This window comes from Streptomyces sp. NPDC043876 (genome assembly GCF_056435825.1).
In genome coordinates this window covers 285,229-298,030 of the sequence record NZ_JBWKDV010000009.1, presented here as the reverse complement: position 1 = coordinate 298,030, position 12,802 = coordinate 285,229, and the positions used below count along the sequence as shown (strand labels likewise).

The following is a 12,802-nucleotide window of genomic DNA, read 5'->3' as shown; positions in this document are numbered from 1 at the left end:
TCCGCCCGCCCCTGCCGGAGCAGGGGCGGGCGGGGAAACTCCCGAAGGAAGCTCAGACCGTCGGCGTCGGGCCGGCGGGCGTCGGCGCCCCGCCGTCCTCGGCCGGAGCCTCGGCGACAGCCGGTGCGGCGGCGGGAGCGGCTTCCGCCGCGATCCGCTCGTCCGCGGCGGCGCGAATGCCGCGCCACGCGGACTCCGCAGCCTGCTGTTCCGCTTCCTTCTTGCTGCGGCCGGTGCCGGTGCCGTACGAGACACCACCGACGCGAGCAGCAGCGGTGAAGGTCTTTTCGTGGTCCGGTCCCGTCTCGCTGACCAGGTACTCGGGTACGCCGAGCCCCTCGGCCGCGGTCAGTTCCTGGAGACTGGTCTTCCAGTCCAGGCCTGCGCCGAGGCTCGATGACTTCTCGATCAGCGGATCGAAGAGCCGGTGAACCAGCTCCGCGGCCGCGTCGAGACCCTGGTCGAGATAGACCGCGCCGATCACCGCTTCAAGGGTGTCGGCGAGGATGGAGGCCTTGTCCCGGCCGCCCGTGCCTTCTTCGCCCCGGCCGAGCCGGATGAAGAGGCCGAGTTCGAGCCCGCGCCCGACCTCCGCCAGCGCACGCGAATTGACCACAGCGGCCCGCAGTTTGGCCAGTTGGCCTTCCGGCAGGTCCGGGTGGGTCCGATAGAGCGTGTCCGTGACCACCAGGCCGAGCACGGAGTCCCCGAGGAACTCCAGCCGCTCGTTGGTGGGCAGACCGCCGTTCTCGTACGCGTACGAACGGTGGGTCAGTGCACGCACCAGAAGGGCGGACTCGAGGTGGTACCCGAGCCGCCCTTCCAGAAGCGTGTGGGACGAGGCCGCTTTGTTCGTGTCTGCCTGCGTTGAGCCGCCGGCAAGCTCAGACATTGCGCCTCTCACCAGCCGCTCAGACCTCGAGGACCTGGCGCTTGTTGTAGGTGCCGCAGCTCGGGCACGCAATGTGCTGGAGCTTCGGCTCCTGGCAACGCTCGCACGAAACCAGGGTGGGGACCGCAGCCTTCCACTGCGACCGGCGGTGGCGCGTGTTGCTGCGCGACATCTTCCGCTTCGGAACAGCCACGGCTACTTCTCCTGCTTCTCGGCGGCGCGCTGGACGTCAGATGCGGCGCCGCTCATGTTGTCCTTCTCGTCGTCCTGATCGGTCACGACGAGTCCCTGCAATGCCGCCCAACGGATGTCGGTGGCGTCATGGTGGTGGTCCGGGTCGTCGTTCAGACTGATCCCGCATTCGGGACACAGTCCGAGACAGTCCTCCCGGCACACCGGCTGCAGCGGCAGTGCGAGCACCACCGCGTCACGCAGCACTGGTTCGAGGTCGAACAAGCCGTCCTCGATGAAGAGCGTGTCCTCGTCATTCTCAACGTCGTCGCCCGGCTCCGCTTTCACACGGCCCCGGTCGTCGGCGTCAGGGTACGAGAACATCTCCTGGAAGTCCGCCTTGAGCTCGCGCTCGACGGCCTCCAGACACCTTACGCATTCCCCGGCGGCCAGTGCACGGGCGGTGCCTGTGACAAGCACCCCTTCCATGACCGACTCCAGCCGGAGCCTCAGCTTCACCGGAGCGCCTTCCGGCACTTCGATGACGTCCGCGAGACCGAAGTCCCCGGGCGCCGCGACCTCGCGGGTCAGCCGAAGCAACGCACCAGGACGCCGACCCAGCTCGTGCGTGTCGAACACGAGGGGGTTGCGGTGGTCGAGGTGGGTGTTCAGGGCTGGTCCAACTTTCAGAGATCGCTCAGCTGTATGCCGCTGCGGGCAGCAAGGATCGCGTCGCATACGCGCGACCGAAGAGCCAGGATACCCGCCGCTTCGCTCTGCGCCCAATCCGGGGCGGGGCGCTCCGCAGGAGCCGCTCAGCGGCCCTGTTCGTACTGGCGCAGCTGGTCCAGATTGATCATGCTCGTGTCGAAGAAACTGGTCTCGTCGAGGGCCTGCTGCCCGGGCTGCTGCTGCGTCTGCGGCTGCTGCTGCTGGTACGCCTGCTGCTGGTACGGCTGCCCGTCGCCGGCGTAGGGGTCCGGCTGCTGCTGCCCCTGGTACGCGGCGTACGGATCGGGCTGCTGCGGGGCCTGCTGGTAACCGTAGGGGTCCTGGTAGCCGTAGCCGTCCGGCTGCTGTGCCGCCTGCGCGGGCTGCTGGTAGGAGTAGGCCTCGTAGACGGGCTCCTGCGGCGCCTGGGACCGCTGCTGCGGAGCCATGGCCGCCACCGGTTCCGCGAGCCCCGCCAGGAAGTCGGCGTCGCTCGTCGTCCGGGACTGCTCGCCCGCCGCGTCCTGGGCCGCCATGTGCGCGCCCAGGTCGTCCGTCGGCGTGCGGCCGAGCAGCTTCTGGCGGCCGCGGCCCACCGCCTCCAGGGTCTTGGACAGCACCGCCTCGAAGGTGGCGAGCTTCGTGTCGACGTAGGCGTCGGCCTGGCGCCGCTGGGTCTCGGGGTCTTGGCTGCGCTCCGGGGCCTCCGGGTCCGTGAACCCGTGCTCGTCCAGTCCCGGCCCGCGCCCCAGCAGCTTCTCGCGGCCGCGGTCCACGGATCCGATGGTCTTGGAGAGGACCACCTCGAAGTTCGCGAGCTTGCTGTCGACGTAGTCGTCGGCCTCGGCGCGGATCTCCTCGGCCTCCCGGCGGGCCTCCGCCAGGATCCGGTCGGCCTCGCCCTGCGAGCGCCGCGCGATCTCGGTGTCGGAGACCAGCGAACCGCGCTGGGCGTGCGCGGACTCGATGATCCGGTCCGCCTCGCGGCGGGCCTCCTCGACCATCTGCTCGCGCCCGCCGATCAGCTCCCGCGCCTGCGCCAGGGAACCGGGCAGCGCCTGGCGCACCTCTTCGAGCTGGGCGAGCAGCTCGGCGCGGTTGATCACGCACGAGGCGGACATGGGCATGGACCGGGCTCCGCCGACCGACGCGACGATCTCGTCGAGCTTCTTCTGCACGTCCACGGTGGCTCGCACTCTCTCGGCCTCAGGCGGTTCCTGAGACGGACGGGACGACTGTACGGCCCCCGGGCGGCCCCCCGACAGCGCGTCGGGCGGCGTCAGTTGCCGCGCAGCCGTTCCATCAGCGCGGTGTGGACGAAGGGGGGCAGCAGGTGGGACACGTCGCCGCCCCAGGTCGCCACCTCCTTGACCAGGGAGGAGGAGAGGAAGCTGTAGGTCGGGTTCGTCGGGACGAAGAGCGTCTCGACCCCGGTCAGCCCGATGTTCATCTGGGCCATCTGCAACTCGTAGTCGAAGTCGCTGACCGCGCGCAGACCCTTGACGATGGCGGGGATGTCCCGCTGCTTGCAGAAGTCGACGAGCAGCCCGTGGAAGGACTCGACCACGACGTTCCCGTAGTCGGCGGTGGCCTCGCGGATCAGCTCGATCCGCTCCTCGACGGAGAACAGGCCCTTCTTCGACTGGTTGATCATCACGGCGACATGCACGACGTCGTAGAGCCGGGCGGCCCTGCCGATGATGTCGAGGTGTCCGTTGGTGATGGGGTCGAACGACCCCGGACAGACGGCGCGGCGCAACTGAAGTCCCTCGCTCTCCGGTGCGGGCATCATGACTCTTCGCTGGTGAAGGCGGCGCGACCGTACCAAAGGGTGCCTTCGCCGTACCGCCGGGAGCGGAGCGGCGCGAAACCGTCGGGCCAGGGGAACGCACCGCTTCTGGTGCTGCGCTCCACGGTGACGAGCGCATCGCCGGTGAGCCAGGCATTCGACCGGAGTGTGAGCAGGATCTCCGCAAGATCGTCGTGCGCGACGTCGTAGGGCGGGTCGAGGAAAACGATGTCGTACGGGTCCCCCGCCGCCCGGATCGCCACGATCTGTTCCGCTTTGCCCGCCCTGAATTCAGCGCCCGCGAGGCCCAGGGCGGCGATGTTGTCGCGGATCGCCTTCGCGGCCTTCGCGTCGGCCTCCACGAGCAGGGCGTGGGCGGCGCCGCGGGAGAGCGCCTCCAGGCCGACCGCGCCGGAGCCGCCGTACAGGTCCAGGACCCGGGCTCCTTCGACTCCGTGCAGCGACTCCCAGGTGGAGAAGAGGCCTTCGCGCATCCGGTCGGAGGTCGGCCGGGTGCCGGTGCCGGGCGGCACGACGAGGCGCCGCCCACCGGCACTGCCGGCGATCACGCGGGTCATGTGGAGGTCCTTCGCTCAGGGAATGCTCGCGGCTCCACGATAGGACCTCCTGGTCAGCCCTTCTCCAGGTACTGCTCGCGCTCGGTGTCGAGCAGCGCGTCGAGCGCGGTCAGCAGACCGGGCAGCCCGATCAGCTCGGGGTCCTCGGCGACGACCCGGGCGGCCTCCTCGCGGGCCTGCGCGATGACCTCCTCGTCCTCGATGACGGACAGCATCCGCAGCGAGGAGCGCACGCCCGACTGGGCCTGGCCGAGGACGTCGCCCTCGCGGCGCTGTTCGAGGTCGATCCGGGACAGCTCGAAGCCGTCGAGGGTGGCGGCGACGGCGGCCAGCCGGGCCCGGGCCGGGCTGGCCTCGTGCATCTCGCTGACCAGCAGGCACAGCCCGGGGGCGGTGCCGCGGCCCACGCGCCCGCGCAGCTGGTGGAGCTGGGACACCCCGAACCGGTCGGCGTCCATGATCACCATGACCGTGGAGTTGGGTACGTTGACCCCCACCTCGATGACCGTGGTGGCGACCAGCACCTTCACCTCGCCCGCCGCGAAGCGCCGCATCACGTCGTCCTTGTCGGCGGGGTCCATCCGGCCGTGCAGCACCTCGACGGACACCCCGGCGAGCGGGCCCGCGGCCAGTTGCGCGGCGATCTCCAGCACGGCCAGCGGCGGACGCCGCTCGCCGTCCTCCTCGGCCGCGGCCTTCTTCTTGGCGGCCTTCGGGTCGTCCTCGCCGTCGCCGATCCGCGGGCACACCACGTACGCCTGGTGGCCCTTGTCCACTTCCTCTCGGACCCGTTCCCAGGCCCGGGCCAGGAAGTGCGGCTTGTCCTTCGCGGGCACCACGTGGGTGGCGATCGGCGAGCGCCCGGCGGGGAGCTGGTCCAGGACGGAGGTCTCCAGGTCGCCGAAGACGGTCATCGCGACCGTGCGCGGGATGGGGGTCGCGGTCATCACGAGCAGGTGCGGGGGCTGCTTGCCCTTGGAGCGCAGGGCGTCGCGCTGCTCCACGCCGAAGCGGTGCTGTTCGTCGACCACGACCAGCCCGAGGTCGTGGAACTTGACCTTGTCCTCGATCAGGGCGTGGGTGCCGATGACGATCCCGGCCTCGCCGGTGACCAGGTCGAGGAGCGCCTGGCGGCGCGCGGCCGTCCCCATGGAGCCGGTGAGCAGCACCACCTTGGTCCCCCGGTCGGATCCGCCGAGCAGGCCGGCCTCGGCGAGGTCGCCCATCATCTCGGTGATCGAGCGGTGGTGCTGCTGGGCGAGCACCTCGGTGGGCGCGAGCATCGCGGCCTGACCGCCGCTGTCGACGACGGCGAGCATGGCCCGCAGCGCGACCATCGTCTTGCCGGATCCGACCTCGCCCTGGAGGAGGCGGTGCATGGGGTGGTCGGTGGCCAGGTCGTCGAAGATCTCGCGGGAGACCGCGACCTGGCCGTCGGTGAGGGTGAAGGGGAGCTTGGCGTCGAAGGCGTCCAGCAGGCCGTCGGGAGCGGGGCGGCGGGGGACGGCGGGGAGCAGGGTGTCCGCGTGCCGGCGGCGGGCCAGGGCGACCTGGAGGACGAAGGCCTCGTCCCACTTGAGCCGTCGGCGTGCGTCCTCGACGTCGGCCTTGGTGCGCGGCCGGTGGATCTTGAGGAGGGCTTCGGTGAGCGGGAGCATCCCGCGGCCGTCGCGGAGCGCGGGCGGCAGCGGGTCCACGGCCTCGCGGGCGCTGGGCAGGACCGCGTCGACGGCCTTGGTGATCTTCCAGGACTCCAGCTGCTTGCAGGCCGGGTAGATCGGGATCAGCTGCTGGGCGAAGGCGTCCACCGCCTCGGCAGTGGTGGCGTCGACGCCCAGGGGTTCGTAGGCGGGGTGGGCGAGCTGGAGCTTGCGGTTGAACATCGAGACCTTGCCCGCGAACATCGCGCGGCTGCCGGGGAGCAGGTCCTTGTGCGGTTTGTGGACGCCCGCGCCGAAGAAGACGAGCTGGAGCCGGCCGCTGCCGTCGGTGATGGTCACCTCCAGCCGCTTGCCGCGCCCGCCGTTGAAGGTGAGGACGCGGGCGTCGGCGACCTGGGCGACGACGGTGACGTGCTCGTCGATCTGGTCGGCGAGCTCCGCCAGCGAGGTCAGTTCGCCGCGCTCGGCGTACCGGCGCGGGTAGTGGTGCAGCAGGTCCAGGGCCGTGTGCAGGCCGAGCTGCTCGGCCAGCACCTTGGCGGTGGCGGGGCCGAGGGTCTTCTTGAGGTCTTCGTCGAGCGCGGGCACCCGTTCATTGCACACCATCCCTGTGACAACGGGGGCACGCGACCCCGGCGGGCCGCCGCCCGCCGCCCTGCCCGGCGGCCGGTCCGGCGCTCTGTCCGACGTCCTGCTCGGCGCTCTACTCGACGCCGATGAGCAGCGGCGCGGAGTACCGCCCGCCCCGGTAGGTGAGGGTGTCGACGGCCAGGTGCCCGTGCTGGACGTACGCCTCCAGCCGGGCGGCGAGCGCGTCCGGCACCTCCGGCCCGAGGACCAGGGTGACCAGTTCGCCGCCGGAGCCCAGCATCCGCTCCAGGACTGCCTCGGCGGTCTCCGCGAGCGCGGACCCGATGACCGCGACGTCCCCGTCGATGAGCCCGAGGACGTCCCCGGCCTGGCAGATGCCGGCCGAGGTGAAGGACTGCCGTTCGGCGATGGCGAGTTCGCCGTGGCGGGTGGCGCCGGCGGCGGCGGTCATGGCGACCACGTCCTCGTCGAAGCCGGTGTCCGGGTCGTGCACGGCCAGGGCGGCGAGGCCCTGGACGGCCGAGCGGGTGGGGATGACGGCGACCCGTACGCCGTCGGCGCGGGCCTGTTCGGCGGCGGTCGCGGCGGCCGCGCGCTGTTCGGCGCCGCCGGGCAGCAGGATCACCTCGCGGGCGTGCGCGCGCCGCACGGCGGCGGCGATCTCGGCGGCGGCGGGCGGCTCGCCCGGCAGGCGGCGGACGGTGGTCGCGCCCGCCTCCTCGCAGAGCACGGCCAGTCCCTCGCCCTGGACGACGGCGACCACCGCGCGCTGGGCGCGCGGGCCGCGGGCGCGGCGCCGTTCGTCGCCGAAGTGGGTGATGCGGATCCGGTGGGGCCGGCCGGCGACCACTCCGGCTTCCACGGCGGCGCCGGGGTCCTCGACGTGGACGTGGACGTTCCACAGGCCCCCGCCGCCGACGATCACCAGCGAGTCCCCGAGCCCGTCGAGCGTGGCGCGCAGGACGTCGACGGCCGCGTCGGGGGCGTCGAGCAGGTAGATCACCTCGTACCCGGGGCCGTCCGGTTCCTCGGCGCAGGGCTGCGCCGTCGCCACGGCCGGCCCGCGCGCCGGCTCCGGGTCCGCCTCCTGGCCCGACAGGGCCTGCCACAGCGCCCCGAGCACGGCGACCACGCCGCAGCCCCCCGCGTCCACGACCCCGGCCCGGCCCAGCGCGGCCAGCTGCCCGGGGGTCTCGGCGAGGGCCGCGCGGGCGCCGTCGTAGGCGGCCCGGGCGACGTCGCAGCTGCTCGCGGCGGCTTCGGCGGCGGCCTCGGCGGCCCGTGCCGCGGTCGCGGCGACGGTGAGCATGGTGCCCTCGACGGGGTGCGCGACGGCCCGGTACGCCGATTCCGCGGCCCGCGTGAGCGCCCCGGCCAGCAGCGCCCCGGAGGCACTCGCCCGCGGTTCCCCTCCGAGTACGTCGGCCACCCCGCGCAGCAGCTGCGCGAGGATCGTCCCGGAGTTGCCCCGGGCGCCTATGAGGGCTCCGTGGGCGTAGGCCCGTACGGCGACGGCCAGCGAGCCTGCGGGATCGTCGGCAGGGTCCCGGGAGCGGTCGGCGTCCGGAGCGGGGTCCTGCGCGCCGTCGGCTGTGCCCTCGCTCACATCCCCCGCGTTCCCGAAGGCCTCTTCGAGGGCCCGGGCGGCGGACTGCGCGGTCAGGTAGAGGTTGGTCCCGGTGTCGGCGTCGGCGACCGGGTAGACGTTGATCGCGTCGATGTCCTCGCGGGCCCGGCCCAGTGCGGTCAGGGCCAGGGAGCTCCAGGTGCGCACCGCGGCGGCGTCCAGGCTGTGCGGCTCGTGCGGCACCGGGTGTTCCTCCTTGGGCGGACGAGGGTTCACCGCAGGGTAACCAAGGACGGCCCCGGTCCGGGGTGCGCCCGGGATGCGGCCGGGGCGGTGCCCGCGGTCGCCATGGTAGTTTTCTTGGACCGACGCAGTCGTTGTATGCTGCTCCGGTTGCCCGATGAGAGTCGGGCCATTTCCCCCGGCAAACCACTTCGGACTCTCTGATTCCGGTGCGCCGGTTTCACTGTAAGTGCATCTGAAGTCTTTGGAGTGACCTGTGGCTGCCAACTGCGACGTTTGCGCCAAGGGGCCGAGCTTCGGCAACAGCATCTCCCACTCGCACCGCCGCACCTCGCGTCGCTGGAACCCGAACATCCAGCGCGTCCGTGCCGTGGTCAATGGGACGCCGAAGCGCCTCAACGCCTGCACCTCGTGCATCAAGGCCGGCAAGGTCTCGCGCTGACGCCTTCCGTCGTCGTAGCGCAGCCCTTTCCGGTTGCCAAAAAGGCCGGTCCACCTCGGTGGACCGGCCTTTTGCCTTGCCCTGACGCATCCACGGCCGCCCCGGAGTGATTCCGGGGCGGCCGTGCGCCGTCAGCGGGACCGCCACCGCCAGGCGTGGTCCACCGGGCCGATGCCGGCGCCGAGGGCGAAGCCGGCCGTGATCGCGCCCGTGACGTACTCCTTGGCCGCGGTGACGGCCGCCGGGACGTCGAGGCCGTGCGCGAGGCCGGCCGCGATGGCGCTCGCCAGGGTGCAGCCGGTGCCGTGCGTGTGCCGGTTGCCGTGGCGCGGGGCGCGCAGCCACAGCTCGGTGGAGCCGTCGCTCAGCAGGTCCACGGCCTCGTGGCCGGCCGGGAGGTGGCCGCCCTTGATCAGGGCCCAGCGCGGCCCGAGGCCGAGGACCTCGTCGGCGGCCCGGCGCATGCCGTCCTCGTCCTCCACCCGTACGCCGGTGAGCCGGGCCACCTCGTCGAGGTTCGGGGTGGCCACGGTGGCCCGGGGCAGCAGCTCGGTCCGTACGGCCGCCAGCGCGGACGCGGCGAGCAGCGCGTCCCCGTGCTTGGAGACCCCGACGGGATCGACCACGGCCGGGGCGGCGGTGTCCGCCAGCAGCGCGGCCACGGTCTCCACCAGGACGGCGGAGGAGAGCATGCCGGTCTTGACCGCGCCGACCCCGATGTCGTCCACGACGGCCCGGTACTGGGCGGTGACGGCCTCGGCGGGCAGCTCCCACACCCCGCGCACCCCGAGGGAGTTCTGGGCGGTCACGGCGGTGACCACGCTCATCCCGTGCACCCCCAGCGCCAGCATGGCCTTCAGGTCGGCCTGGATGCCCGCCCCGCCGCCGGAGTCCGATCCGGCGACGGTCAGGCACAGGGGCGGGGCGCCGCTCATCGCGGGGGTTCCTGCGCCGGGTCGGCGCCGAAGTGGTCCCAGCCGCCGGTGCTGGTCCAGGGCGCGCCGTCCACGGTCACCTGGGGCAGCGCGGACCGGTTGAGCACCTCCCCGATGACCTTCCAGCGGGCCGGGAGCTTCACGTCGGGCGGGAAGGTCGCCACGATGGCGTGGTCCTCTCCCCCGGTCAGCACCCACTGGAGCGGGTCCACGCCGACGGCCTGCCCGATGTCGTGCATCTGGGTCGGGATGTCGACGGCCGCCGAGCGCAGGTCGATGCGGACCTTGCTGGCCTCGGCGATGTGTCCGAGGTCGGCGACCAGGCCGTCGCTGACGTCGGTCATGGCGGTGGCGCCGAGGCCGGCGGCCGCGGGGCCCGCGTGGTAGGGCGGTTCGGGGCGCCGGTGGGCCTCGACGAAGGCCCGCGGGGAGCGGAACCCCCGGGAGAGCACCGCGAAACCGGCCGCGGACCAGCCGAGCCAGCCGGTGACGGCGACCACGTCGCCGGGCCGGGCGCCGGAGCGCAGCACGGGGTCGTGGTTGCGCAGGTCGCCGAGGGCGGTGATGGCCACCGTGATGGTGTCCCCGCGCACGACGTCCCCGCCGACCACGGCCGCGCCGGCGACCTGGCACTCGTCGCGCAGCCCGTCCATCAGCTCGGTGGGCCAGGTGACCGGCAGTTCGGCCGGGACGACGAGGCCGAGCAGCAGCGCGGTGGGCACCGCGCCCATGGCGGCGATGTCGGCCAGGTTCTGTGCCGCGGCCTTGCGTCCGACGTCGTAGGCGGTGGACCAGTCGCGCCGGAAGTGCCGTCCCTCCAGCAGGATGTCCGTGCTGGCCACGACCCGCCGGTCGGGCGCGGACACGACCGCCGCGTCGTCACCGGGCCCGAGCCGGACCGCCGGGGTGGTGGTCAGCCGTGAGGTCAGCTCCTTGATGAGCCCGAACTCCCCCAGCTCGCCGACAGTGCCCTTCATCGCTGTGCTCCTTCTGGCCCAGTCCGCTTGCGGTCGCGAGCCGTCTCAGCACTGGGTACCGTCAACAGATACGTCAACTTCTGCTCCCCGTACGCCCCGCTGCGCGTGGCACCGGGCCCGCGGGTCTCCCCGTGACGCTCGGCGACGCGGTACCGTGGCGTCCCTTTCTCCCCGGGACCGGGACTTCCCACCCGAAGATTAGGGGAAATGATCCTCGCGGCCGCTCTGGAGGTTCCGTGGTACAGGCGTACATCCTCATCCAGACCGAGGTGGGCAAGGCATCGGTGGTGGCCGAGTCGATCGGCCGGATCCAGGGGGTGATCCAGGCCGAGGACGTGACGGGCCCGTACGACGTGATCGTGCGCGCCCAGGCCGACACCGTGGACGAACTCGGCCGCATGGTGGTCGCCAAGGTCCAGCAGGTGGAGGGCATCACCCGCACCTTGACCTGCCCGGTCGTCCATCTGTAGCCCCCGTCTACTCTTGGCCGGTGATGTCCCTCCACCGCCGGCCCGTCCGTCTGCTGGCCCTGCCCGCCCCGATGGCCGTACTCGCCGTGGCAGTCCTCGCGGGCTGCTCCCCGGGTACCGCCGGGGCCCGGGTGGTCCCCCCGCCCGCGCCGCCCGCCGATGTCGCGGGGCTCTGTGCCACGCTGCACAAGGAGCTTCCGGACACGGTGGCCGGTCTTGAACGGTCCGCCACCGAACCGCCGTCCGACCTGACCGCCGCGTGGGGCGGCTCGGCGATCGTACTGCGGTGCGGTATCCCCAAGCCCCCCGCGATGTCGGATTCCCGGCAGGACGGCGTCGAGGTGAACGGTGTCCCGTGGCTCCTGGAGCCGCTGGAGGGCGGCGGCTTCCGCTTCACCACCGGGCTGCGGCTCGCGTACACCGAGGTCACGGTGGACAAGGCGCACGCCAAGGACACCGGTTTCCTGGTGCCGCTGTCGGCCGCCGTCAAGAAGTCGGTGCCCGAGGGCATCGCCTCCTACTGAGCCTTTTACTGAGCCTTCTACCGAGAACCGCCCGCCGGATCATGACCCGGCGGGCGGTCCCTCGTACGTGCGGTCCGGCTAGCGCAGCCCGGTGGAGCGGCGCAGGGCCGCCTGGATCAGGCGGTCCACCAGCTCCGGGTAGGCGACGCCGCTCTCCTGCCACATGCGCGGGTACATGGAGATGGGGGTGAACCCCGGCATCGTGTTGATCTCGTTGATGACGAAGGTGCCGTCCTCGGTGAGGAAGAAGTCGGCGCGCACCAGTCCCTCGCAGGACGCGGCCTCGAAGGCCTCGACCGCGAGCCGCTGGACCTCGGCGGTCTGCTCCGGGGTCAGCGGGGCGGGGACCAGACCGGAGGCGGAGTCGATGTACTTGGCCTCGAAGTCGTAGAAGTCGTGGCTGGAGACCGGCGGGATCTCGGCGGGCACGCTCGCGCGCGGCCCGTCCTCGAACTCCAGCACGCCGCACTCGATCTCGCGGCCGCGCAGCAGCGCCTCCACGATGACCTTCGGGTCGTGCCGCTGGGCTTCCTTGAGGGCTTCGTCGAGTCCGGAGGGGTCGTCGACCTTGGTGATCCCGATCGAGGAGCCGGCGCGGGCGGGCTTGACGAACAGCGGCCAGCCGTGCTCGGCGGCGAAGCCGAGGACCTTGGCGCGGGCGGCGCTCTCGTCGCGCTCCCACTCGCGGGGGCGGATGGTCAGGTACGGGCCGACCGGCAGCCCGAAGGAGGTGAACACCCGCTTCATGTAGTCCTTGTCCTGGCCGACGGCCGAGGCGAGGACGCCCGAGCCGACGTACGGGATGCCGGACAGTTCGAGGAGGCCCTGGAGGGTGCCGTCCTCGCCGTAGGGGCCGTGCAGGACGGGGAAGACGACGTCGACCTCGCCCAGCGCCTTGGGCACGGCGCCGGGTTCGGTGTAGACGACCTCGCGGCTGGCCGGGTCGACCGGGAGCACCACGGTGCCCTCGGCGGAGTCGGCCAGTTCCTCGACGCTGGGGAGCCTGCGGTCGGAGATGGCCATCCGCTCGGGTTCGTCGGCCGTCAGGGCCCACCGGCCGTCCGTGGTGATGCCGATGGGCAGCACCTCGTACTTGGACCGGTCGATGGAGCGCAGAACCGCGCCCGCAGTGACGACCGAGATGGCGTGTTCGGAGCTGCGGCCGCCGAACACGACGGCCACTCGCGGCTTGCGACCCTGCTGGTCAGGGCTCTGGGGGGAGTTCTGGCTGCTCATATCGGTCCGAGAGTA

At 72.3% G+C, this 12,802-nt stretch carries 14 protein-coding genes; 3 read left to right on the top strand and 11 right to left on the bottom strand.

The window, feature by feature from the left end:
- Nucleotides 1-52: 52 nt before the first annotated feature.
- The 8 genes from rnc to AC0693_RS27350 form a co-directional block, all read right to left on the bottom strand.
- The gene (rnc, locus tag AC0693_RS27385) at nt 53-892 is read right to left on the bottom strand and encodes a ribonuclease III (RefSeq protein WP_356407975.1); all 840 of its coding nucleotides are present in this window, start codon (nt 890-892) and stop codon (nt 53-55) included.
- A 19-nt stretch (nt 893-911) separates the two neighbouring features.
- The gene (gene rpmF, locus AC0693_RS27380; RefSeq protein ID WP_003965982.1) at nt 912-1,085 is read right to left on the bottom strand and encodes a 50S ribosomal protein L32; all 174 of its coding nucleotides are present in this window, start codon (nt 1,083-1,085) and stop codon (nt 912-914) included.
- Nucleotides 1,086-1,087: 2 nt separating this feature from the next.
- Nucleotides 1,088-1,735, bottom strand: a complete 648-nt coding sequence (locus AC0693_RS27375; RefSeq protein ID WP_356408018.1) for a YceD family protein — start codon at nt 1,733-1,735, stop codon at nt 1,088-1,090.
- Nucleotides 1,736-1,878: 143 nt separating this feature from the next.
- Entirely contained in the window at nt 1,879-2,958 is a 1,080-nt protein-coding gene (locus AC0693_RS27370) for a cell division initiation protein (RefSeq protein WP_478737250.1), read from the bottom strand.
- 95 nt (nt 2,959-3,053) lie between these two features.
- Entirely contained in the window at nt 3,054-3,533 is a 480-nt protein-coding gene (gene coaD, locus AC0693_RS27365) for a pantetheine-phosphate adenylyltransferase (protein WP_356408024.1), read from the bottom strand.
- A gap of 29 nt (nt 3,534-3,562) precedes the next feature.
- Complete coding sequence (rsmD, locus tag AC0693_RS27360) at nt 3,563-4,141, bottom strand: 16S rRNA (guanine(966)-N(2))-methyltransferase RsmD (protein ID WP_468464235.1); 579 nt, start codon at nt 4,139-4,141, stop codon at nt 3,563-3,565.
- A gap of 53 nt (nt 4,142-4,194) precedes the next feature.
- Entirely contained in the window at nt 4,195-6,408 is a 2,214-nt protein-coding gene (recG, locus tag AC0693_RS27355; RefSeq protein ID WP_356407981.1) for an ATP-dependent DNA helicase RecG, read from the bottom strand.
- A gap of 97 nt (nt 6,409-6,505) precedes the next feature.
- Nucleotides 6,506-8,203 (bottom strand): DAK2 domain-containing protein, encoded by a 1,698-nt coding sequence (locus AC0693_RS27350; protein WP_478803142.1) that lies wholly within the window; start codon nt 8,201-8,203, stop codon nt 6,506-6,508.
- A gap of 256 nt (nt 8,204-8,459) precedes the next feature.
- Here AC0693_RS27350 and rpmB point away from each other — a divergent pair, with 256 nt between their 5' ends.
- Entirely contained in the window at nt 8,460-8,645 is a 186-nt protein-coding gene (gene rpmB, locus AC0693_RS27345) for a 50S ribosomal protein L28 (RefSeq protein ID WP_073911113.1), read from the top strand.
- A 131-nt stretch (nt 8,646-8,776) separates the two neighbouring features.
- Here rpmB and thiD read toward each other — a convergent pair whose 3' ends face one another.
- Complete coding sequence (gene thiD / locus AC0693_RS27340) at nt 8,777-9,580, bottom strand: bifunctional hydroxymethylpyrimidine kinase/phosphomethylpyrimidine kinase (protein WP_469332600.1); 804 nt, start codon at nt 9,578-9,580, stop codon at nt 8,777-8,779.
- Nucleotides 9,577-10,557, bottom strand: coding sequence for a thiamine-phosphate kinase (locus tag AC0693_RS27335; protein WP_356407989.1), 981 nt, complete (start codon nt 10,555-10,557; stop codon nt 9,577-9,579). The genes thiD and AC0693_RS27335 overlap by 4 nt, the downstream gene beginning before the upstream one ends.
- 236 nt (nt 10,558-10,793) lie before the next feature.
- Here AC0693_RS27335 and AC0693_RS27330 point away from each other — a divergent pair, with 236 nt between their 5' ends.
- Both AC0693_RS27330 and AC0693_RS27325 read left to right on the top strand, forming a co-directional pair.
- Complete coding sequence (locus AC0693_RS27330; RefSeq protein WP_351040055.1) at nt 10,794-11,027, top strand: Lrp/AsnC ligand binding domain-containing protein; 234 nt, start codon at nt 10,794-10,796, stop codon at nt 11,025-11,027.
- 23 nt (nt 11,028-11,050) lie between these two features.
- Nucleotides 11,051-11,551, top strand: a complete 501-nt coding sequence (locus tag AC0693_RS27325; RefSeq protein ID WP_356407991.1) for a DUF3515 family protein — start codon at nt 11,051-11,053, stop codon at nt 11,549-11,551.
- A gap of 78 nt (nt 11,552-11,629) precedes the next feature.
- Here AC0693_RS27325 and AC0693_RS27320 read toward each other — a convergent pair whose 3' ends face one another.
- The gene (locus AC0693_RS27320) at nt 11,630-12,787 is read right to left on the bottom strand and encodes a D-alanine--D-alanine ligase family protein (protein ID WP_478803141.1); all 1,158 of its coding nucleotides are present in this window, start codon (nt 12,785-12,787) and stop codon (nt 11,630-11,632) included.
- Between the last annotated feature and the right edge of the window lie 15 nt (nt 12,788-12,802).

Coding starts and splice junctions, on each gene's coding strand:
- AC0693_RS27325 (WP_356407991.1), top strand. CDS start 11,051: ATGTCCCTCCACCGCCGGCCCGTCCGTCTGCTGGCCCTGCCCGCCCCG.
- AC0693_RS27335 (WP_356407989.1), bottom strand. CDS start 10,557: ATGAAGGGCACTGTCGGCGAGCTGGGGGAGTTCGGGCTCATCAAGGAG.
- thiD (WP_469332600.1), bottom strand. CDS start 9,580: ATGAGCGGCGCCCCGCCCCTGTGCCTGACCGTCGCCGGATCGGACTCC.
- AC0693_RS27320 (WP_478803141.1), bottom strand. CDS start 12,787: ATGAGCAGCCAGAACTCCCCCCAGAGCCCTGACCAGCAGGGTCGCAAG.
- rsmD (WP_468464235.1), bottom strand. CDS start 4,141: ATGACCCGCGTGATCGCCGGCAGTGCCGGTGGGCGGCGCCTCGTCGTG.
- recG (WP_356407981.1), bottom strand. CDS start 6,408: ATGGTGTGCAATGAACGGGTGCCCGCGCTCGACGAAGACCTCAAGAAG.
- rnc (WP_356407975.1), bottom strand. CDS start 892: ATGTCTGAGCTTGCCGGCGGCTCAACGCAGGCAGACACGAACAAAGCG.